Below are 21,951 nucleotides of genomic sequence, written 5' to 3' on the forward strand. Positions count from 1 at the left end.
TGTATGGTGGGGTGCGACCCGAAAGTCGTGATTTTGTGGTGGTTAAATTCCATCTTCCCTAAACATCAGGGATAAAGTATGTCTCACATTTTAGAAAGTGGCAACTTCTGGGATGCAAGCATGAGACAAAAGCAGGTAATACTAAACCTTATGGTAAATCCCTGCGAACAGAGTTGGATAAGGTTACGAAAGGAACTTATGTTTGAATTGTCGTCAACATGAATATGCGAAATAAGGTTGATACGCATAGACCAAAATGGTAGAAGCGCAAAGAGGAATCAAGATCCTACCACTTGATTATGGATGTTCTCAGCTTCCGGCAAAAAAGTAAGAACCTAAGTCCAACATGAAACAAAATCATGGAACGGAGTAACCGCATAGATGCTCTTATATTTATTTAGATATAAGCAGGTAGCCAACCGTAAGCTTCTATGTGGAAGGATTGTTTAAGAAGCTAACGCCCAAAGTAATATTTGGGATATGCAGACGTAAACACTGTAATTTGGAAGGTAAAGTTATGAGTAGTAGTGAATATGTTATGAGCCAACAAAATGTTAGGTATGAATGGAATGAAATTTCTTGGCGTAAGCTGGAGAAATCTTCATTTAAGCTACAAAAACGAATTTACCAAGCTTCTAAATGTAATGATGTCAAAAAGATGCATAATCTTCAGAGATTATTACTCAAATCGACAAGTGCAAGAATGCTCGCAGTTAGAAGAGTAACACAGGACAATAGAGGGAAAAAGACTGCAGGTATTGATGAGAAAGCCAATCTCGACCAAAAAGAAAGAATGCAATTAGCAAATTCTATGGATTTAAGAGGAAGAGCAAAACCATCAAGACGAGTCTGGATACCAAAACCTGGCAAGCCATTGGAGCGTCGTCCCCTTGGTATTCCCACATATCGTGTCGAGCAAAACAAACACTTGTAAAAATGGCGTTGGAACCTGAATGGGAAGCAAAATTTGAGCCGAACACTTATGGTTTTAGACCTGGTAGATCTTGTCACGATGCTATGAAGGCCATATTCAATGCACTAAGTCAGAAAACAGCATATTGTTTAGATGCTGATATTTCAGGATGTTTCGATAATATTAAACACTATGCATTGCTTGAAAAACTCAATACCACACCAACATTAAGAAAAACAATAAAAGGATGGTTGAGAGCAGGAGTAATAGAAAATAGAATCTTCCAGCCAACTAAGAGTGGTACAATTCAAGGAGGAACTATCTCTCCATTATTGGCTTGTATAGCATTACACGGTATGGAACAATATATTAAAGAAGCATTAAAAAGTGAACTTTTTCTATATAGAAGAAGAAAGTATGGTACAGCATCGCAGCAACGGGCACAACAAGCTCTTAGTATAATTTTTTATGCTGATGATTTTGTTGTTATACATGAGAGTGAGGAGATCCTTATTAAGGCAAAGGTACTAATCGAAGAATGGTTAAAAATCATTGGACTAGAACTAAAACCTTCAAAAACAAGGATTTCCCATACTTTAGAAGGGGATAAACCAGGATTTGATTTTCTTGGATTTTCAATAAGACACTACCTAACAAGAAATAATAAGAAAGGTTACAAGTTATTAATCAAACCAAGTCGTGAATCTATAAAACAGCATAATTTCATTATCAAACATAAGATTAGAAAATTGAGGGGAGCAACACAAGAAATAGTAATTAAAGTACTTAATCCAATTATTAGAGGATGGAGTCAATATTACTCTTGTGTAGTTTCAAGTGAAACATTTAATCTTATTGACAGTGTAATGTTCAGAAAACTTTGGAAGTGGGCGTTATATAAACACCCAAACAAAGGAAAATGCTGGATCAAAAGAAAGTACTTCAAGAAGTATGGTAATGATAATTGGCGATTTATGACAAGTAACGAAGTGAATCTTATAAGACACGGAGATCATGTTATTAAGCGACATATCAAAGTGAAAGGAACCAAATCTCCATACGATGGTGATTGGGTTTACTGGGGGAATCGTCTTAATAGAATACTAGATAAATCACCGAGAGTAATAAAGCTGTTGAAGTGACAACAAGGCAAATGTGATCAATGTCAACTTTGGTTCAAGAGTGATGATATTCTAGAAATACACCATAAAGACCAAAATAGGAAAAATAATATGATCAAAAATTTATTATTATTACATGGACATTGTCACGATATTTTACACAGGAAGTGTGCATGACAAGCACCAAATTGCAGAGGAGCCGTATGACGGTAACCTGTCACGTACGGTTCTGCAGTCGAGTGGGGAGAGGTGACTTTCTCCACTTAGATAACGAAAGTGGAAATAGTAGAAGAGTTAATAAAAGCAGGGGCTGAAATAAACCTGGTAAGTATATCAGGATTTAGCCCAATGTATTACGCAAGTGATGAAGAGACAAGGGAGGTATTAAAGAAAAAAGGAGGAAAAATAGTGAACAAACAGAGGGAGTTAATGGAAAAAATAAGTAAGGTATCGGAAAAGCAGGTGGTAAATGGTGGAAAGAAGCTAAATGATGTGGAGGAAAGGGCTGTAGATGTTTGCAGACTTTTTGTGAGGAAATAAGAGGCTAAATATATGGAAAAAATAGAAGAGAAAAGCTGGCAACAGCAGGAGAGGAATTGCTATTATTTAACAGATTAAATATATAGATTTATATCTTAATATAATATGCTGAAAAAATGTGTATATTTTGTAAAAAAAACTTGCTTTTTATGCCAAAACAGCCCTAAGTGAAAAAGTAGCTGGTAAACAAACAAAGTTTGCTAAGCGCTAAAGTGAGCCAAATTGGAGCCACTTTATATTGCATTAATAGCTGAGGAACTTATGGTAAAATTTAGTAAGAAAGAGAAGAATTTAATAAGTCGTGGAAAGAAGTATTAGATAACTCAATAGAAAATATTAACAAAAAAGACACAAAAGGAAGGACGATACTACATTACGCGGTGGGAATGCCAGATCCGAAAAAAGTGAAATTATTAATCAAAAAGGGAGCAGATGTAGATGCAGCAGATGCCGGGAAATATAGACCACTACACCTAGCAGTGATGGGGCAACGTCTAGAAAATACAAAAGAGCTGATAAAGGCAGGAGTCGATGTAAACGCAGTGGAACGAAGTAGCAAATTTGCCGCGTTACACCTTGCGTGCATGGTAGCAGAGATAAAAATAGTAGAAGAGCTAGTAAAAGCGGGAGGGAATGTGGAACAAAAAGATAAATTTGGCAAGACCCCAATGGATTATGTGAGAAATAATAAAGAGATAAAAGAAGTGTTAGAGAACGTAAAAATGGCAAATAAACAGAGGGAATTTATAGAAAGAATAAGAGTTGTATCGGAAAGTACAGCAGCAGGTGTGATAGTAGCAAAAGAAGAGGTGAAAGAGCTAGAAACTATGGATGAAAAAGTGCTATGAGCCGCAACTTTTTTTTAAATTCAGAAGCTAGAATGGAAGGAATAGAAAAGAAAGTATTGAATTTAGAGAAAAAAGCGTTGGAAGAGCTGAGAAAAATATGGAGGAAGGTCTTTGTGGAAGAAGCGCCTAGAAACTCAAAGAAATATTTGATACCAAGATTGGCGTATAGGTTGCAGGAGAAAGCGTATGGAGAAATATCAAGAAAAGGAGCAAAAAGACTAAAATACCTGGCAGATCGGCTAGAACAGGGAAAAAGGATAAGTAGCGATAAACTGCCAGCAGTAGGAACGGAGTTGATATTAGAAAGAGGTGAAGAAACGCATGCAGTGATGGTAACAGATAAGGGTTTAATCTACAGAGAAGAATTTTTTACGTCATTATCAGCGGTAGCCGGAAAAATAATGGGAATGAGCTACAACGGTCCTTTATTATTTGGGATGCGTGATAAAAAGGTAAGTTGAGAATGCTAAAAGAGGTAAGGTGTGCGATATATACGAGAAAATCAAATGAAGACGGGCTAGAGCAGAAGTTTAATAGTCTTGATGCACAGCGAGTAGCATGTAAAAAATATATAAAAAGCCGAGAAGGGTGGGTAGCATTAGCCAAAAGGTATGATGATGGAGGCTATTCAGGGAGTAATTTAAATAGACCAGCGATAAAGGAATTATTTGAAGATGTAAAAGCCGGAGAGGTAGACTGCGTGGTAGTATACACGTTGGACAGGTTATCAAGGGAAACGAAGGATTGCATAGAAGTAACGTCATTTTTTAGAAGGCACCGGATAAGTTTTGTAGCAGTGACGCAAATATTTGATAACAACACACCAATGGGAAAATTTGTACAAACAGTGTTATCAGGAGCGGCACAGCTAGAAAGAGAAATGATAGTAGAGAGAGTAAAAAATAAAATAGCAACATCGAAAGAGGAAGGATTATGGATGGGAGGGAATGTGCCACTAGGGTATGATGTAAAAGAGAAGGAATTAATAATAAATGAAAAAGAAGCAAAAGTAATAAAGCATATATTTGAGAGATATATGGAGCTGAGATCAATGGCAGAATTGGCAAGAGAGTTAAACAGAGAAGGATATCGAACGAAAGCAAAATCAGATATCTTTAAAAAGGCCACAGTGAGGAGAATAATAACAAATCCGATATATATGGGAAAAATACGGCATTATGAGAAGCAGTATAAAGGAAAGCATGAGGCAATAATAGAAGAAGAAAAATGGCAAAAGGCACAGGAATTAATAAAGAATCAGCCATATCGAGGTAAAAAATATGAAGAGGCGCTACTAAAGGGGATGATAAGATGCAGATGCTGCAAAGTAAACATGACGCTGACATACTCAAAAAAAGAAAATAAAAGGTATCGATATTATATATGCAATAACCATTTAAGAGGAAAAGGTTGCAAGTCGATGAACCGAACAGTAGTAGCCGGAGAAGTGGAAAAAGAAGTAATGAAGAGAGCGGAATGCTTATATGAGAATTGGGAAAAAGGGGCAAAAAAAGAAAAATGGGAAAATTTAAGTTTTGGAAAACAGAAAGAAGCAGTGAAGAAATTAATAAAAACAGTGTGGGTAAGAGAAGATGGAATAGAGGTGTGTTCTGAGTCAGAGGAAAAATTTATACCAATGAATTTAAAGAAGAAAGGAAACAAATGCACAGTAGTGGAACCAGAAGGAAAAACAAACAATGCGCTACTGAAAGTAGTGGTAAGAGCCCATCTTTGGAAACGTCAACTAGAGGAAGGAAAATATAGAAGTGTGAAAGAGCTGAGCATTAAAATTAATATAGGTACAAGACGTATACAACAAATTTTAAGATTAAATTATTTAGCACCAAAGATCAAAGAAGACATAGTAAATGGGAGACAACCGAGTAATTTGCGGTTAGTTGATTTAAGGGAAATACCGATGCTATGGAGTGAGCAAATGGAAAAATTTTACAAATTAGCGTCTTAAAAATCACACAATTAATACGTTATTAACGCAACTAACTTATAAAACAAACATTATACGAAGGGAAATACTATGCCAGTAAAGAAAAAAGAGCGTACTGATAAATTATGTGGATTAACAGAAAAAGAGAAAGGTAAGTTTGATACTCTGAAGCAAGAAATAGAAAATCTAGGGAAAAAAAAAGTCCTTTATGTTCTGGAGAAGGACGAAAAATGAGAATAGCATTGCTGAAAAATTTAATGATGATACATTACAGAAAATTTTAACAACAAAAATACCTTATAGTGAAGAAGGGAGGAAAGGAGTATTTACGCTACCGTGTTATGCTATATCTCTTAAGAATAATCAAGCTTTTGAGACGTTTTTACAAGAAGCAGCAAAACGAAAATTTTTAAAAGATCTTCTGAATGACGAATTAAACGGAGAAATTCTGGGTGTTCAAAAAACAACCTACACGGTACTAGCATACTGTATTTCAGAGAAAAATAGCAAAGCTGTTAGGGCAGTTTTAGAAGTTTCTAAAGAAAACGGTATTTTGAAAGAAATCCTCGACCAGAAAATGATAAAAGAAAAAGCAAATAGCCAGAAGATAAGCTATACACTAATTGATTATGCTAATAAACAAAATTGTAAAGAAATTGTAGCAACTCTCAAGGAATTTAAAGAAAATCTTAATATAGAAGTTAAACCTGTAAGTGGTAATGCTGAAACTAGCTGTGAAGATATCAATAAAGACTGTGAAGATCTTGAAATACATGAACCTATGCTTGCAAGCAGTGAAGAAGCTAAAAATATTTTAACAAAAGATGATATAGATCAGACACAAAGTTCCAGTATTTCTACAACCACTTTTACTGAAGTTGTGAAAAGAGATCAAACGCAATCGTGCTCTCATAGCAAATCTAGAAGTGCTGAGAACGGAAAATCATTAACAGAAATAAAGCATAAAAGAAAATTAATCAAAACTGATACAGAATCAAGAGAGAAGTTGACAGATAATTTAACATGGGAAAGTAAAGCTACAGCTCAATTGCGTGGAGATATTAATAAAGATAGCGAGCTAATATTTGAAACCAGTGAGAAAGCTCAAAATGCTTTAACAGAAGAAGAGCCTGATATCCCATCTCCAACTGAACTATATTTTGATAGTAAAGGAAATTCTGTAGACGAAAAATCATCAAAAAAGGCAATTCAACCAATTGTAGCTGGTGTTGTTGGTGCAGTGTTATTGGCAAGCGGTGTTGCATTGTATATCATGAAAATGCCTGTAATAGCAGCGGTTGTGGGAATAGCTGGATTGGTGTGTCTGAGCTTTGCGTTGTATAATGTGCTAAAGCCCAGCACAAAGCTAGAAAAAGTGGAAAGTGTGGAGCAGCCTATTCAGTCTTCTTTGAATCTAGCATAAAAGGCTATGCTCAAAAAATCATAAACAACAAGATAATTTCTTTAGAAGATTTCTTAAACTATTAACTAAGAATTACCTCCGTTAGTCCTGCTGCTATTTTTAACAATAACTTGACGTGTATAACCTATAGAAACATCCTCCCTTTTTTGCTTATATCAATTCATACAGTCCTTTTTCTTGGTATAGAGAGTTGAGATACCGATACATCTGTCACTTTTGTATTTATACTGCTTAACATATTTACAACTTCCGTACTTCCTCCTTCTCTAGCGAGATCTAAAGGCGTTTCACGTCCATTGTTTTTAGTATGAATGCTAGCTCCTTTGTCAATTAAAAACTTTACAGTTTCCAAATTACCATTAAAGGCAGCATAGTGTAGGAGTGTCCAACCCTCTTTATCAATATCATTAACCTTTCCTCCTCCTTTATTTAGAAGAAGTTCCATAATGCCTTTATATCCATCATCTTTACCATAATGAATTAAATCTATAGGCTTTTGACCATAAGCGTTTTCAGCACGAACATTAGCCCCATTAGCAACCAAAAGTTTTGCTATTTCCAACTCACCACCAAAGGCAGCATAGTGTAGAGGTGTCCAACCGCTGTTATTGGTATCGTTAACGCTTATCCCTTCATTTAAGAAAAACTCTACGATATTTTTGTTCCCTTTCTTAACAGCAATGTGTATAGCTTTTTTACTACTAATTTCTCTAGCATGAATATCAGCCCCATTTCTAATAAGCTCTTTAACCTTATCAAGGTTATTTTGTTCTACAGCATAAAATAGCTTGCTATTGCAATCTTTCTCTGCTGCAGTAAGTTTAGATGTGTGCATAAACCCTCCTAAAAATATTATTATTAAAATAAAAAAAATAAAGCAAAACCTTTTTGAAGCAGTAAAAACCATACCAACGTTTTTGTCTACAAAGCTTAGTACTATCTAATTTGTGCTCCATTTTTTCTTGTATATCGTACTTGATCTGCCCATTTACCATTTTGTAATTTTTCTTCCTGGACAATTCTTGAAGATGGAGCAGGCTTTTCGAAGTACCCACGTTCAATAGCATCATAAACTGAGTGATAACCAAGTGAGCAATTTTTTCCTATTTCTTCTCCATAATCTTTTAATTTTTTCAACATCCCTTGATCTCTTGCTTCTACCCTAATCCTGTTTTCATTTTGCTTATCAGAATACAATCTAACTTCTAATTCTCCAAAAGAGGTACAGAAAATCAATGCTATATTACTATTGGCTGTAAGGTCTGTGTAATGCCTTTTACCATTTTGCGTTATAATTTCCACCTCACTTTCACCAATCTTTACTATATTTCTTTCATATCCTGCATTTTCATGAGTTAACCATAAACTTCTCGCTCCATCGGTGATCTTTGCAATATCTATTTTGCTCTCCTCCGAATATTCTAAGTAAAGAGTAGTATTACCTATTGCTATATCATTCAATTTACTAGTGGTTGCACTTTTCGCAACTTTAATAAACCTATGGGCATCATTAATGTAACCTTCAAAAGCTTTTATCATATTGGCTTTGTGATCTTTGCATTCTAATCCCAGTTCATCAATTACATCAATGCTCTCTGGGCTACCAAACACTGCTCCTTTTGATACCAATTGACATATTATACCACTAGCAACTTTAGGAGACTTTTCTAATTCACTAATTCTTTTTATCACATAATCTGTGAAACTATAACCTTCAAAAGGTGAAGGAACGGTGAAACGATAATTAAGTCGCACTCCAGACTTGATAGCTATCTTCACGAATTTTTCCAATTGATTTATGTCTTGAATTTCAGATAAAATACCTAAGGATCTACTTAGCTTTTCCTTCTGAGCTGGTATTATATTACCCCACAAAACCCCAGATTTAGGTAAGCATTTTTTCCTTTCATACGTGAACTCTTTTGCTCCCGCTTCCAAAAGTAATTTCTTTATTCCATCAGCAGCTTGAAAGCCGGAAAAAGCATTTTTTACATGTTCCAGCACTTCTGACTTTCCTGCTATGTCCCGAGTATTTAAAACTACTTTTAGGTCTTTATTATTCTTATGTTCATGTAAAAACTCCTCTAGATCTTCGAGAAACTGAAATAGAGTGAGTGTAACAATATAGCCTAAATTGCCTTCTTTGTAGCGATGTCCATTAAGTATATTATTTAATTCTTTTCGCAACTTTTTTTGATTGTCAGTAAAAAAACACCTTTCAACATGGTAATTATGATTATCAACTGCAGTTTGTTGTGGAGTTTTCCCTTGTCCATCACATATATTGGGGTCAGCATTTCCCCTTAAGAGAGAATATATATTTTGATCATAGCCCATAGCAGAAGCGCGATGCAAAGGTGTTTCTCCTTTATCATCCTGTATATTTGGACTGGCTCCTGCTTCTAAGAGTAAATTTATAGGTCGGTCTTCTTGACGGTAAGATGCACCTATATGAGCTCCCGCAATCGCATGCAATACTGTTGACCCAGATTCTCCTCTTTTGACATTTAGAACGGCTTTTAGATCTGGATTGCCTCTATTATTTTTTAAAAATTCTTCAAGCTCATCGACCTGACCATTATCATAATCAAAAAGAGCACCTTCATCATGCCATTCTAGATACTTTAAAACATTTAGTAACTCTATGTTTAACTTCTTTTGACTTTCTGTGAGATTATGATCTAAAGCGGACCAAACAGATATCTGTTTACTCAGTGAATATTTACTATCCATTAAAGACGGTGGACTATTATAACTTCGAAATGACGATATGGTTGATTGAGTATACCAAGAATCCCCCTGACTAAACATTTCATCTATGTCACTCTGTGAATGTCCTTGCTTTCGTAAAATTTCTAACCGATCATTAGATGGTGGAATCTGCAACAGATATTCTATAATCAACTCATATTGATCATCAAACGATCCGCCTATTTCTGACTGCCCTTGTCGAGTATTTGATTTCTCTTCTAGCTTTTTTAATAGCTCTTTTTTTTCGCTTATTTCTGCTCCACTAAAAACCTGCTCAGGCCTTGAAATATCTCTAGTTAACATACTCCCTCCATTCTACAAAGATATTATGTACAGCACATAGCACAAATAAAAACTAATGCAAGAATAATTTTTCTAACTTTGATATTTTTTAGAGATCTGTGTTTTCTTTCCTTCTATACCCATTCTAACTTCATAAACTTCACTGACATTGTGAACCTGCTATTTGGTTCTTTTTAGCTATATAACAAGCTACCCTGCAAAATTTTTGTCAGAGTCCCAATTTCCTTGTGTCATTACTGCTCCTTCTAAAAAAACACTTTTATTATGAAAATTTTTCTTTCTTCTTCTCTTGGGTAAGGTCAATTTTTTCCTACCATGAACCCACAGTTTGCTCAATGATCCTATTAGAGAGAAAGAGCCTGATCAATTACTCTTGTTACCCTTGGTTCACTTAATTGACACCCATGCTTAAATGCAATTACTCCTAACTTAGGAACATCATCTCTCTTTTCAACATTTTTTAAATCTACAAAGTTTTTCAGAGTTATTCCTCCATTTCCTAGCTTTTCTTTAAAATCATCCCTGTGAACAACTTTAAAAAAGTTTTCTATACCAGCAAATGTCATTGTTTTTATATCACATTTATAATGTGCTGATAAAGCATCAATTAGCGGCTTATGATTGTGCAGAAAAATTTCTTTTTTCACTTCATTAGCTTTATTAATTAAAATATGAGCGTATTCTGGATATTGCTCTTTTAGGTTATCGTGATTATCAATCTGATTCTGTATGTCTGCATTCCTTTCCCACACACTAATTAGTTCATTAATATCACTTTTTTTCAAAAAGGAATGTAGTTCCTGACTTTCTTTTTCAATCTTTTTGACTTCTTTTTTACAGTTTTGAAGATGTTGTGGATAACTACTGTGTAGATCGTGCAAATCACCTATCAATCTATTCTTTTCTTCTAAGTTCTTTTGACTAACATACAGATCAGCAGCTTCTAGTTTTGTTACGTAATTTATTAGAGCTTTCACTGTATCTATATGGCCATTTCGATCAGCAAAACGCAGAGGTGTATCTCCATTACTATTCACTGCATTAACATCTGCCCCTTTTTCTATTAGAAGTTTTACTATCTCTTCATGGCCATAAGCTGTATGTAATGGAGTACCGTCACTATTTCTTGCGTTAACATTAGCACCTCCTTGTATTAGAGCTTTCACTATATCTATATGGCCATCTCGAGCAGCAAAACGCAGAGGTGCATCTCCATACTTATTCACTGCATTAACATCTGCCCCTTTTTCTATTAGAGCATTTACTACCTCTATACCACCTTTGCTAGCAGCCCAATGTAAAGGAGTCCTTCCCTGTCTATCTTTTGCATTAATCTCTGCTTTTTTGTCTATTAGAGTATTTACTACATCTGTCCTGCCAATTTGAATACTCAAATGTAAAGGAGTCCTTTCCTGATTATCTTTTGCATTAATCTCTGCTTTTCCTTTTATTAGAGCTTTTACTGCACTTGTACGATCAATTAGAGCAGCCCAATGTAAAGGAGTCCTTCCCTGATTATCTTTTGCATTAATCTCTGCTTTTCCTTTTATTAGACCATTTACTACATTTATATGACCAACTTTAACAGCCCAATGTAAAGGAGCCATTCCCTGATTATCTTTTGCATTAATCTCTGCTTTTCCTTTTATTAAAGCTCCTACTACTTTAATGTTTAATAGTTTGTCTAGGAAAGACTCTATAATATTTTTGCATGCTTTAATATATATAGGTTCCTCACTTCCGGTTTCTCTAGCATGAATATCATCCCCGTACATTTGAGCATTTACTACCTTTGTATAACTTCCGGTAGCAGCCAAATGTAAAGGAGTCCATCCCTGTTCATCTTGTGCATCAACATTTTTTCCTCCTTTTATTAGATCATTTATTTTACCTACATTGCCATTTTTAACAGCATAATGTAAAGAAGTCCATCCCTGTCTATTTCTTGGTACGTTAACTAAGTCCTTCATATTGTTACTAATATTGTTACCATCTGAGTTAAGTAAAGCAAGAGTTAAAGCCTTACCGCCAGCTAAGAACTCTACTAAGCCATTTGGACCTTGGCCACCAATATTACCATCTAAGTTAATTTTAGTATAACCTAAAAGCTTACTGTTAGCTAAGGCCTCTACACCTTTGTCACCAATATTGTTACCATCTAAGTTAATTTTAGTACAACCTAAAAGCTTACTGTTAGCTAAGGCCTCTGCACCTTCGTCACCAATATTGTTAGACTGTAAGTTAAGTGAAGTAAGATTTGAAAGATTACCATCAGCTAAGGCCTCTGCACCTCCGTCACCAATATTGTTAGACTGTAAGTTAAGTGAAGTAAGATTTGAAAGATTACCGTCAGCTAAGGCCTCTGCACCTCCGTCACTAATTTTGTTAAACTGTAAGTCAAGTGAAGTAAGATTTAAAAGATTATCTTTAGCTAAGTTCTCTGCACCTCTGTCACCAATATTGTTACTACTTAAGTTAAGTAAAGTAAGATGTGAAAGATTCCCACCAGCTAAGACCTCTGCATCTGTGTCATCAATACTGCAATACCGTAAAGAAAGCTTTGTAATGTATGTCCTACTCCGTAAAAAGATTACCAATTCGCTTGTATTTATTGTGGTGTGAGATAATGCTAAAGCGTCACCTTCGACATATTGAGAAAAGTCCATTTTACCCTCCATATTAATACTATCATGTAACATATAAACATTACATAATAAACATGCTAATGCTAGCATAAGACAGCTAAACTATAAGTCAACCACTTTTTTAAAAAATATTTTCAATAAAAATGTAAGCCAATTAGCATCACAAAAAATCTAATTATTGACTTTTTCTAAAAACATAAAATAGTACGTATATTTGTGAGAGCTTTTTACGTAAAAGGGGTGTTTCAAAAATAAAAGCGTAAAATTGTTACAACAAAGTTAGGCAAATCAGTTCGTACCTAAATGTGGCAAAAGTAGGCTAAAATAGCTGACTTTGCGATATAGTAAAATTATTATAAATAAAAGTTCGCACGGATCTAGCGGTAGTCCAATCCATCCCAAAACAAACTCTTCTCACGACCCTTGGTTTTGAATGCTGGAAATGGTTGTGTTATTTGAGTTAGTGGTAATTAATGTTAAAGAGTGAAAATTAGTTTATTTGGAAATAAAAGGAAAATTCATTGCAATTCTATATTTAAAATAGAATAAAGCTCTTTTTGCATCATGTATTAATAAAAAAATATATTTTTTTTGCGTATCCTTTCGTTTTAATTAATATGAAGTGATATGACACCTAATGTAGAGTTTAAAGATAATCACGGCACATCAATATCAAATTTGGAAAATGTTAAAATTATAACCTTGAGCGATGAGAAAGGTAATAAGTATACTTTAGATGCAAGCAATGGTAGTCTGGAATTAAAATATAAACAAGATGGTCAAGGTGAAATAAGCTATAAAGTAGGAGGTTTAGCGGCAGCTTTTAAAAGTCTACTTGATATGAAAAGTACTAACAATGATGAACATACAGTACTTGAAGAGAAGTTAGCAGAAAAGTCCATAGTGGAGGCGATATTTTATGCAAAAGATTTTGATAAGGGTGATAGAATCTCTAACTTGATACTAGATAGTACATTTTCTAGGCGAGATATTCTGCCTGCTTACCTAAATAAAAAGGCTGATGTTGAAAATGTATATACTAAGGAAGAAGTAGATGAAGGATTAAATAAAAAGGTTGATGTTGAAAATGTATATACTAAGGAAGAAGTAGATGAAGGATTAAATAAAAAGGTTGATGTTGAAAATGTATATACTAAGGAAGATACAGATAGAGGATTTATTTCTCGTGACAGTGACGGAATCAATAGATTAGCAAGGGAATTATTTTATAAACATGATCCCAATGCAACTTCAATTTTAGTTAATACATTAGGGAAGCTTCTTGATGAAAAATATGAAATATATGGTGATAATAAAACAGCAAAAGATTTTTTGGCAGAAAAGGGTAATTTTGCTAAAGCTGATGGCTCTAATATAAAAATTTTAGAATTCACGAAAAAAATACTTGATGCAACAGAGGATATAGGAGATGGGAAAAAGAAATCAATTTTAGTGGAGAAATTAGGCAGATTTCTTGATCAAACTGCTGATAACGAAAATGCTTATGATGGTAAGATAGCAAAAGCTTTTTTAGGAGACAAGGGGGTGCAGGGATCAAAAGGTGCAGATGGTCCTCAAGGTCCGGCAGGTAGAGATGGAAAAAGCCCATCAATTGAGGAAGTCGCTGTACAGCTACTTACTGATGAAAATAAAGATATATTGGGAAAAACAGTACTTGATATAACTGATAGCACTGGTCAAAATCTTGCTACTCATGTTGCTAATAAAATAAATCTTAATTCGCAGGATTTTATAAATAAAGCTGATCCAATAAAACTCGCTGAGTTGCTTTTTAATAAAAGTAACTTAGATCAATTTGCAGCCAAAAAGATTGCCGAAGATAAAGTTAGCTCGTATAAGATTTCTGAACTAGTATTTAACGATGCTAAGAATGCACTAGCAGAGAATTATCAGTGGGATCAAAAGAGCTTTATTGAAGATATAATAAAAAATGTCGGCACTTCTAGGTTAGCTGAGTTGTTATTTAATGCTGGCAGTATAGAGAAAGGTGAAGCAAAAAGAATTACTGAAGGGAAGGTTAGCCCTGAAAAATTAGCTGAATATTTGTTTAATGCAAGTGGCTTAGGCGATAATATAGATGAGTCGAAGACGTTAGTCAATAACGTAACTCAGCACCTTTTGAATACCAAGGTAGATGAAATAGGGAAAGCGGTTGTGAAGGATAATGAAAATAGAGAGATCTTAGCAGGTAGTCGTATTTTGCAGGAAGGAGTGGCAGAAAAATTAATTAGTAGCAACACAAATAAATTGGGACAAGCTATTCTGAATGTGAAAAACAAATTTGGTAATGACGCAAAACCTGTGCTGGAAACTCATCTTGCCAATAACAGCAGCTTTCAGGAAGCTGTGGCAGGAAATCAAGATTTAAGGACTGCAGTAACAGCTAATTTTGGGAGCAATAGAGATTTTTGCAATATTGTAACAAGAGATCTTAGTAGAGATGAAGAAAGTCTGTTAATTGATAGGCTGCCTTTTTATGAAATTCCAGATGATCCAAATGCTCCGCTTTCTTGGAATTAGTAATGTAATTTTTGCTAGACCAACCGATTCCAAGAAAAATTGTTCTCACGCTTGCTGGTTTTGGGTGCTGGAAATGGTTATATTGTTTAGGTTTTTAACAGTATATATTGCTAAATTAGTAGCAATATATTAAAGACTTTCATCAAAAATTATTCCATAAAAAATTTCTAAATAGGGGTTGATAAGTTTTAAAAATGGAGTATTGTACTGAGTAGGAAAATAGTTTTTTTTATATAGTTTATGAAAGATCAAACGAGCCTTACAACGGATTTTACGCATGCTATAGAAAATGACGACTTTAAACGGTTGGAGGAATATATTGATCAACATATTGATAAATATAATGTTAATCGTGAACTTTTAGATAAGTTGCCTTTGCTGTCCTGGGCTGCCTGTAAAAATAGTGTAAATGTAGCTCAACTTCTTCTTAGTATTGGTGCTGATATTGACATTAGATGTGACCAAAATTGGACACCTCTACACTATGCTGTTAGTGCAGGTCAATACGATATGGTTAGATTTCTTGTTGATCAAGGTGCCAGCATTGTAGCTAAGGATAATAATGTTAAGACACCTTTACGCATAGTAAATGAGCTTGGTAACACAGAAGTAGCAAACTTTTTGAGAGCAAAGCTAGATAAATATTTATTTTCTGCTATAGAAAGAAAAGATATTAGAAAGGTTAGTGATTTTCTTGATGGAGGTGCTAATATTGAGGCTAAAGGTATAAACAATCAAACGCCTTTGTGTGTAGCTTCTTGTAAGGGTAATTTGTATGTCCTTAAACTTCTTCTCAGTAGAAATGCTAAGGTTAACGTTCAAGATGATAGTAGAAAAACACCTTTACATTATGCTGCTGGGAAAGGTCATTTAGATGTAGCTGAACTTCTTCTTGACCGTGGTGCTATAATTGATGCTGAAGACCGTTTTGGTATGACTCCTCTACACTATGCTGCTTGCTACAATAGAGAGGATGTGGTTAGCTTTCTTATAAGCCGAGATGCTAAAGTTGAGGCCATGGATGAAGAAGATAAAACACCTTTACATTATGCTGCTGGGGAAGGTCATTTAGATGCAGCTAAACTTCTTCTTGACCATGATTCTATAATTAATGCTAAAGACCGTTGGGGTATAGCTCCTCTACACTATGCTGCTTACTACAATAGAGAGGGTATGGTTAGCTTTCTTATAAGCCAAGGTGCTAAAGTTGAGGCCATGGATGAAAAAGCTAGAACACCTTTACATTATGCTGCTAGGGAAGGTCATTTAGATGTAGCTAAACTTCTTCTTGAATGTGATGCTATAATTGATGCTAAGGACTGTTATGATCGGGATCCTTTATATTATGCTGATTCGTATAATAAATTAGATGTAGTTAGACTGCTTGAAGGTAGGAATGGTGTGAACACTTGTAACCCTCTTACTAATTTTTTAAGTGCATGTATCCATTCCCCTATTGCTCGTTACTTCGGAAGTGTTTGCGTAGAAGGAGCGCCAATTTTATACAGAAGGCAACGTGCCTCTGCAATTGATCACAATGCTTTGGAAGGTAGTTTACGACTCTTCAGTATCTGTAAAGGAGGAAGAGAAGGTATAGATAAAACACGTTTCAATAAAGAGATTAGTTATCTACATGAAAATGCTTATTTGTATGATGTTTTACTGTTACAAGATGAGGAAAATCAAAACACACTTTTGCATGTGGTTATTAAAGAAAATCAGGTTGATCTTGTAAAAGAACTTTTGTGTATTCTTAAGGAGCCATATCGTTCGAATAAGGTGTATAAGTGCAAGTATTTTGAAGATAAGCAAGAAAATGAAAAGCCGCTTTCTAAAGTTATTAATTCTAAGGATAAAGACGGAAAAGATGCAATTACTCTGGCTATTGAAGGTAATGACCCAGAATGTATTTCGGCTCTTTTCAAGTATTTAACTTATGAAAATATTAACAGAAGGAAAGATGTTAAAAGCGATTACACACCTCTACATGAAGCTGTGCGTTCTAGAAGTAGTAACGCAATTAGTGCGCTTCTAAAATCAGAGCATGTAAACGTTGAGCTCATAGATGGAAGATCTTACAGAGCATGGAAATATGTTAATAATGAAGAAACAAAACAATTGTTTATTAGGTATTATAGTGATAAAATTAATGATTTGCGTAAAGAATTAGCACATTGCAATGAAAAATTAGCGCAAGTTGAGTATTTCCTGTGCAGAACAAAACTTGCTTTTGTATGCTCTGCAGCTTTTGGCTCTTGTCTTAATATGTATAAAAATTTTCATGATGCAAGAAGTGGAGATATGCCAGGTGTTACCATTCATCCTCTCTTGTTGTTATTTTCTAGTGCTACAGGTCTAATAGTGTTGTGTAATCATTTTATCGATTTAACACTTTCAAAGTATAAAGAAGAAAGTGTTAGCTTGCAAAAAAAATTGGACAGTTTTAGAGAAGCAAGAGATAAGTTGGAAAATAAATTACTTCATTTTCAAGAAGGTACATCTCAGGGTATTAGGACGAATTCAATTTCTACGCAACTATCTGATTATGATGACGTACCTGGAACATTAGAATCACCTACCTCTATAAAGAGCTTTGAAAGCTCAGCAAAGGTATCCGTTTATAACCTGCCTAAGGAATTTAAGTAGCCTAATTTAGTAAGTACATAGAAGTAATCATATTAAAGAAGATATTGGTTTTTGAAGTAAGAGGAGAAAGCTCACAATCTTTGCTCATGTGTCTAAATTGGAGAACCAAGAGAAAGTTTGTTCCACAATAGAGATGTTCAAAAAAGTGTGTCAAATCAAAAAGAAAGTAATAAATTGATATAAAAAGGTGAAATAGAAAACCACTTATTGGCTGAAAGTGAAGAAAATAATAGAAAAAATGGGAGAAATGCAAAGGCTTTACGTACAAATGCAGATTCATTTGAACTTTTAACACCAAGAGATAGAGAAGGAACCCCAAATAGTCAAAAAAAGGCAAATAAATTTACATCCAGGGCTTGAAACGAAGATTTTAAGCATATTTGCAAGACCAATCGATTTCCAAAAAAATCTTCTCATGCTAGCTGGTTTTTATTGCTGAAAGTGGTTGTATTATTTAGGTTCTTAGTAATATTTAATATTAAATTAATAGTAATTCATTAAAAATTTTCATCAAAAATTATTTCAAAAAAATTTTAAATTAGGGGTTGACAAGTTTTAAAAGTGGAGTACTATTCCTGAAATACATTAGATTACTAATTTTTTATGGTATGTAAGTGTGTGATGGCTAAGGTAATTTTACTTTTGTGAGCGGGCTATGTTATGTGAGGGCATTCCAGAGTTCTTGTTTGAGGGAAGATGGTCCTTTCTGTGTTGCTTGAGGAAAGAAAAAAGCTCAGGGTAAGAGTGGCTTGTTATAGTGTGATTGCTTAGTTAAGTTAGGTAAGTTTTTATAAATGTGGAGGGACAAATGACTTTAAACAATGATGATTTATTAGTTAGTGCTGCAGGAGCAGGACGCCTTAGTGACGTTAGAGAACTTCTTGAGAAAGGGGCTAATATTGAAGCTAGAGATAGTGATGGTTACACATCTTTGCATAGGGCTGCTGAAGGAGGTCATTTAGAGATAATTAGATTTCTTATAGATAAGGGGGCTAACATTGGAGCTAAAAATAAGGATGGTGGAAAACCTTTAGATGTAGCAAATACCTCTCGTCAGTCAGAAGTAGTAAACTTTTTAGGACCAAAGCAAAGTGAGTATGATAGACTTTTATTTGCTGCTGTAGAAAGTGGGAATGTTAGTGAAGTTACAAATCTTCTCAATATTGGAGCTAGTATTGAAGTTAAAGGTGTAGAAAATGCGGAGTTTAGGTTAGCCCGTTATGTAAAAAGAATTATGGAGATGAGTAATTACCATAATGTTCATTCGGAAAAAAAATCTGAGCTTGAAAGGATAAAAGGAGAATTACCAGAGTCAGTAAAGAATGCAGTATTTTCATCGGAGGTATGTATTAAAAGTGTTTACTATAGTAATGAGTATTTATATCCTGCTAGTGATTATCTTAGCCATGATAGGGATAGAAGGAGAGTATTTACTTGGAGGCCAGGGGGCAAAGATAGTTCATGTCAATGGAAATTTGAACCTGAAGGTAACAACATATATATAAAAAGCACTTATTTTAATGAGTATTTATATCCTGCTGGTAATGGTCTTAGCCATGATAGGGATAGAAGGAGAGTATTTACTTGGAGGCCAGGGGGCAAAGATAGTTCATGTCAATGGAAATTTGAACCTGAAGGTAACAACATATATATAAAAAGCACTTATTTTAATGAGTATTTATATCCTGCTAGTGATTATCTTAGCCATGATAGGGATAGAAGGAGAGTATTTACTTGGAGGCCAGGGGAAAAGATAGTCCATGTCAATGGAAAATTGAGGATTGTGGATCTACTCGCAAGAAGCGTGATGTACAATATAGTATTACAAAAGAAGCTAAGTGTGATCTATCTTATGATAATGCATCAGACAATTCATCGCAAAGTGACGAAATAGGCTATAACAAAATAGGAGCTACAAGCGGAGCAAGTAAGCCGTCTTCATGGATAGATGCTGTTAAAGGTGTTTTTCAGTTTATCTCTTCCCCTTTAAGGGCTGCGTTGCCTTCATTTTCAGAAAATAGCTCTAGCCGTTCTGGTACAGCAGGAAGTAGCTCCAATCATTCTGATACAGTAAGAAACCCAAATATCCAATATACTAGCCAATTTAGTCGTGAAGTTTGTGCGAGTAATAATGCTAGCTTGATGTTTTTCTTGTTACAAGCTTTTCTAGATAAAAAGTGTCCTCTTCCTAAGTTTTCTGATGTTAATCCTGTAAAGGCTCTTTTTTACACATCGGATATTATAAAGTCGTTCAAGGCAGTATTAGAGAAGCAAGCTGAATCGAAAGGTGGTATAAAAATGCACCGCTTAGATATTAATTTTGAGAAATTATTTGAGAAGATTAATGAAAAAATTAGGAGTGGTGAATTTAATGAAATTTCAGGGATTTTAAAATCATACGCAGAGGAAGCATTGCCTGGTAGAGAACCCGGAGATCCCGGTAGATTAAGTCCGAAAAAGTTTGATAAGTTTATGGCTGAATTTAATAGAAGAATAGACCCAGTAATAAATCAATTAATGCAACAAATGTTAAGCAGATTAGAAGTGAGTGACGTAAAAGAACAACAAATAAGCTTGGAGCCTAAAAGTTATCTAAATAATACTTCTGTTCAATGTCATTTAACTCAAGCTAGAGGTCAAGGTAAAGTATTAATTCCTTAATTTTTAAATTTCATCTATCGAAAGGCCGGTAATTTGAGCGATAACATCAATAGAGACACCGGCCTTAAGTGAGTTCTTTGCCACTTCGATTTTCTCTGCTTTCCTGCCTTTTTCATGTCCGATTTGGATGCCTTCTTCTTTACCTTCTTCTCTACCTTTTTCAGTAGCATCATCAAGTTTTTGAGCGAGGACAGCCTGTTCATCAAGAATACGTTTTATTTCCTGTTCATAGGCAATAAATTCTTTTTCTGACCAGTTGAATCTATTTAGCTCTTCATAGGCCTTTTTAATTATTACATCACTACCTATTATTTTTTCCAGCTCTTCTTCACTAGTCTCATCTGCATATCGAAAAAAATAAACCCATTTTTCAACTATATTTTCCAACTGATCTTCCTTATTTTTTTGGAAATTTTGGCAACTCAATAAATATAAAATAGAAATCTTTTAGATCATGCTCATTAGTGTCTTCATCTCGAATAGTATGCTTTGATTTGTACTCAGATTTATTAGGAAACAGTACACAATCTGCTATAGCAATGAAGATAATTTCCTTAAGGTTATGATACTGGTCACCTTTATCAGCTTGCCTTGAGTAAGCTTTAGCAGCATAGTATTGGGCACGTTTTTCAAAGCTTTTAGTTTTAGCGACCTGCATTTCGCAAATGTATTGAGCACCTGTAGAATCTCTACAGAGAACATCAACAATACTTTGCTTTTTAGCGGCGATATCGGGGTCTTGAATAGTACTTAAAAACTCTATATCCTTTATTTCATTTTTACCAGTAAAGCCAAGAATATCATTGAGGAAGTGAATAAGGATATCTCTATTTTTTCAGTACCGAAGATACGCTTAAACGATACATCATTTTGGGATCAAGAAACTTAGAAAAAGTCATAAGAAAGAACCTTAAAAAGCATTAATAATTATACATAATTCTGAAGAAATGTTCAAGTTTTTTATTTTTTTAAGTTTTGAATGCGTTGATGAAAAAAATGTCTCCCATAGATGGCTTTAGAATGCTACTACGCACCTTAGACGTCCTTTTTGTGCATCTTTTATTAACCCTTCTATAAAGCGCCTTAAAAGGCCGGCAAATGGATGCTATGAGTTTGGAGCTGTAGGAGACATCAAAGATACCCTTTTTGGTGTATAAAAATACGAATCTACGACAACATCGTTTAAAGAAATTAGCAGCTATTAATATCTTCTACCTTTTCATAAAAAAATAAACAAAAAAAATTGAAAATTTGATTTGACTTCACCCAAAAGCTATGGCTTTATGCCAATACTGCTAAGAAAATAACAGTAAACATTTAAAAATAATTTATTATTAGTGAAGGGTATATTATATGAACAATAAGAATAAAAGTAAAGATCGTAAAAAAGAAATAGAGTTCCGAATTGACCTTACCCAGAAAAAGTGGAGAGAAAGAAAGGAGTTTTTTCGGGTAAAATAAAATTTTGGAGGATTAGAAATGGCAAGAGAATATACGGCAGAATTCAAATTGGAAGCTGTTAAGCTGGCAAATGAACAAAGAAAGGTAGGTCAACCAGTTGCAAAAGTAGCAAGAGATCTAGGAATAAGGGATAGTGTATTAGGAAAATGGATG

General features: G+C 34.5%; 16 protein-coding genes and 2 pseudogenes. 14 read left to right on the top strand and 4 right to left on the bottom strand.

What is annotated here, in order from left to right; translation table 11 throughout:
- Window positions 1-517: 517 nt before the first annotated feature.
- The 8 genes from OZD64_RS04140 (at window position 518) to OZD64_RS04175 (ending at window position 6,790) form a co-directional block, all read left to right on the top strand.
- A complete protein-coding gene (locus tag OZD64_RS04140) occupies window positions 518-934 on the top strand; it encodes a reverse transcriptase N-terminal domain-containing protein (RefSeq protein ID WP_274999260.1) in 417 nt (138 codons plus the stop codon).
- Window positions 935-936: 2 nt separating this feature from the next.
- Complete coding sequence (locus OZD64_RS04145; protein ID WP_274999261.1) at window positions 937-2,055, top strand: reverse transcriptase domain-containing protein; 1,119 nt, start codon at window positions 937-939, stop codon at window positions 2,053-2,055.
- Window positions 2,056-2,310: 255 nt separating this feature from the next.
- Window positions 2,311-2,574, top strand: coding sequence for a hypothetical protein (locus OZD64_RS04150; protein WP_244263342.1), 264 nt, complete (start codon window positions 2,311-2,313; stop codon window positions 2,572-2,574).
- A 386-nt stretch (window positions 2,575-2,960) separates the two neighbouring features.
- Window positions 2,961-3,422 (top strand): ankyrin repeat domain-containing protein, encoded by a 462-nt coding sequence (locus tag OZD64_RS04155; protein ID WP_233640963.1) that lies wholly within the window; start codon window positions 2,961-2,963, stop codon window positions 3,420-3,422.
- A 32-nt stretch (window positions 3,423-3,454) separates the two neighbouring features.
- Entirely contained in the window at window positions 3,455-3,883 is a 429-nt protein-coding gene (locus OZD64_RS04160) for a DUF2924 domain-containing protein (RefSeq protein ID WP_015588926.1), read from the top strand.
- Window positions 3,884-3,885: 2 nt separating this feature from the next.
- The gene (locus OZD64_RS04165; protein ID WP_038198586.1) at window positions 3,886-5,388 is read left to right on the top strand and encodes a recombinase family protein; all 1,503 of its coding nucleotides are present in this window, start codon (window positions 3,886-3,888) and stop codon (window positions 5,386-5,388) included.
- Between the two features lie 69 nt (window positions 5,389-5,457).
- On the top strand, window positions 5,458-5,601 hold the full coding sequence (locus OZD64_RS04170; protein WP_010962488.1) for a hypothetical protein: 144 nt from the start codon (window positions 5,458-5,460) through the stop codon (window positions 5,599-5,601).
- Window positions 5,576-6,790 (top strand): WD_0033/WD_0034 family tandem repeat-containing protein, encoded by a 1,215-nt coding sequence (locus OZD64_RS04175; protein WP_274999358.1) that lies wholly within the window; start codon window positions 5,576-5,578, stop codon window positions 6,788-6,790. Before OZD64_RS04170 ends, OZD64_RS04175 begins: the two co-directional genes overlap by 26 nt.
- A gap of 160 nt (window positions 6,791-6,950) precedes the next feature.
- Here OZD64_RS04175 and OZD64_RS04180 read toward each other — a convergent pair whose 3' ends face one another.
- From OZD64_RS04180 to OZD64_RS04190, 3 genes are all read right to left on the bottom strand, one after another.
- The gene (locus tag OZD64_RS04180) at window positions 6,951-7,625 is read right to left on the bottom strand and encodes an ankyrin repeat domain-containing protein (protein ID WP_274999359.1); all 675 of its coding nucleotides are present in this window, start codon (window positions 7,623-7,625) and stop codon (window positions 6,951-6,953) included.
- 101 nt (window positions 7,626-7,726) lie between these two features.
- The gene (locus OZD64_RS04185; RefSeq protein ID WP_274999360.1) at window positions 7,727-9,844 is read right to left on the bottom strand and encodes an ankyrin repeat domain-containing protein; all 2,118 of its coding nucleotides are present in this window, start codon (window positions 9,842-9,844) and stop codon (window positions 7,727-7,729) included.
- Between the two features lie 344 nt (window positions 9,845-10,188).
- Entirely contained in the window at window positions 10,189-12,579 is a 2,391-nt protein-coding gene (locus tag OZD64_RS04190) for an ankyrin repeat domain-containing protein (protein ID WP_274999362.1), read from the bottom strand.
- 537 nt (window positions 12,580-13,116) lie between these two features.
- Here OZD64_RS04190 and OZD64_RS04195 point away from each other — a divergent pair.
- The 5 genes and pseudogenes from OZD64_RS04195 to OZD64_RS04215 all read left to right on the top strand — a co-directional run bounded on the left by OZD64_RS04195 (window position 13,117) and on the right by OZD64_RS04215 (window position 20,337).
- Window positions 13,117-15,030 carry a hypothetical protein gene (locus OZD64_RS04195; RefSeq protein WP_274999363.1) on the top strand — a complete coding sequence of 638 codons (1,914 nt, stop codon included), beginning with the start codon at window positions 13,117-13,119 and terminating at the stop codon, window positions 15,028-15,030.
- A 240-nt stretch (window positions 15,031-15,270) separates the two neighbouring features.
- Window positions 15,271-17,676, top strand: a complete 2,406-nt coding sequence (locus tag OZD64_RS04200) for an ankyrin repeat domain-containing protein (RefSeq protein ID WP_274999365.1) — start codon at window positions 15,271-15,273, stop codon at window positions 17,674-17,676.
- A gap of 183 nt (window positions 17,677-17,859) precedes the next feature.
- A pseudogene (locus OZD64_RS04205) lies at window positions 17,860-18,079 on the top strand (transposase); the annotation flags it as partial.
- Between the two features lie 405 nt (window positions 18,080-18,484).
- A complete protein-coding gene (locus OZD64_RS04210; protein ID WP_274999367.1) occupies window positions 18,485-19,570 on the top strand; it encodes an ankyrin repeat domain-containing protein in 1,086 nt (361 codons plus the stop codon).
- A 104-nt stretch (window positions 19,571-19,674) separates the two neighbouring features.
- Window positions 19,675-20,337 (top strand): hypothetical protein, encoded by a 663-nt coding sequence (locus OZD64_RS04215; RefSeq protein ID WP_274999369.1) that lies wholly within the window; start codon window positions 19,675-19,677, stop codon window positions 20,335-20,337.
- Between the two features lie 3 nt (window positions 20,338-20,340).
- Here OZD64_RS04215 and OZD64_RS04220 read toward each other — a convergent pair.
- Window positions 20,341-21,236 (bottom strand): annotated as a pseudogene (locus OZD64_RS04220) (Rpn family recombination-promoting nuclease/putative transposase).
- A gap of 580 nt (window positions 21,237-21,816) precedes the next feature.
- Between OZD64_RS04220 and OZD64_RS04225 the strand changes: the two are divergent.
- A partial coding sequence (locus tag OZD64_RS04225) for a transposase (RefSeq protein WP_187470060.1) occupies window positions 21,817-21,951 on the top strand: 135 nt, incomplete at its 3' end.

Origin of the sequence: Wolbachia endosymbiont of Drosophila tristis, from assembly GCF_028981745.1 — a bacterium.
GTDB lineage: Bacteria > Pseudomonadota > Alphaproteobacteria > Rickettsiales > Anaplasmataceae > Wolbachia > Wolbachia pipientis.

Coding starts and splice junctions, on each gene's coding strand:
- OZD64_RS04165 (WP_038198586.1), top strand. CDS start 3,886: ATGCTAAAAGAGGTAAGGTGTGCGATATATACGAGAAAATCAAATGAA.
- OZD64_RS04190 (WP_274999362.1), bottom strand. CDS start 12,579: ATGCTAGCATTAGCATGTTTATTATGTAATGTTTATATGTTACATGAT.
- OZD64_RS04170 (WP_010962488.1), top strand. CDS start 5,458: ATGCCAGTAAAGAAAAAAGAGCGTACTGATAAATTATGTGGATTAACA.
- OZD64_RS04180 (WP_274999359.1), bottom strand. CDS start 7,625: ATGCACACATCTAAACTTACTGCAGCAGAGAAAGATTGCAATAGCAAG.
- OZD64_RS04155 (WP_233640963.1), top strand. CDS start 2,961: ATGCCAGATCCGAAAAAAGTGAAATTATTAATCAAAAAGGGAGCAGAT.
- OZD64_RS04175 (WP_274999358.1), top strand. CDS start 5,576: ATGTTCTGGAGAAGGACGAAAAATGAGAATAGCATTGCTGAAAAATTT.
- OZD64_RS04185 (WP_274999360.1), bottom strand. CDS start 9,844: ATGTTAACTAGAGATATTTCAAGGCCTGAGCAGGTTTTTAGTGGAGCA.
- OZD64_RS04160 (WP_015588926.1), top strand. CDS start 3,455: ATGGAAGGAATAGAAAAGAAAGTATTGAATTTAGAGAAAAAAGCGTTG.
- OZD64_RS04200 (WP_274999365.1), top strand. CDS start 15,271: ATGAAAGATCAAACGAGCCTTACAACGGATTTTACGCATGCTATAGAA.
- OZD64_RS04145 (WP_274999261.1), top strand. CDS start 937: ATGGCGTTGGAACCTGAATGGGAAGCAAAATTTGAGCCGAACACTTAT.
- OZD64_RS04195 (WP_274999363.1), top strand. CDS start 13,117: ATGACACCTAATGTAGAGTTTAAAGATAATCACGGCACATCAATATCA.
- OZD64_RS04140 (WP_274999260.1), top strand. CDS start 518: ATGAGTAGTAGTGAATATGTTATGAGCCAACAAAATGTTAGGTATGAA.
- OZD64_RS04210 (WP_274999367.1), top strand. CDS start 18,485: ATGACTTTAAACAATGATGATTTATTAGTTAGTGCTGCAGGAGCAGGA.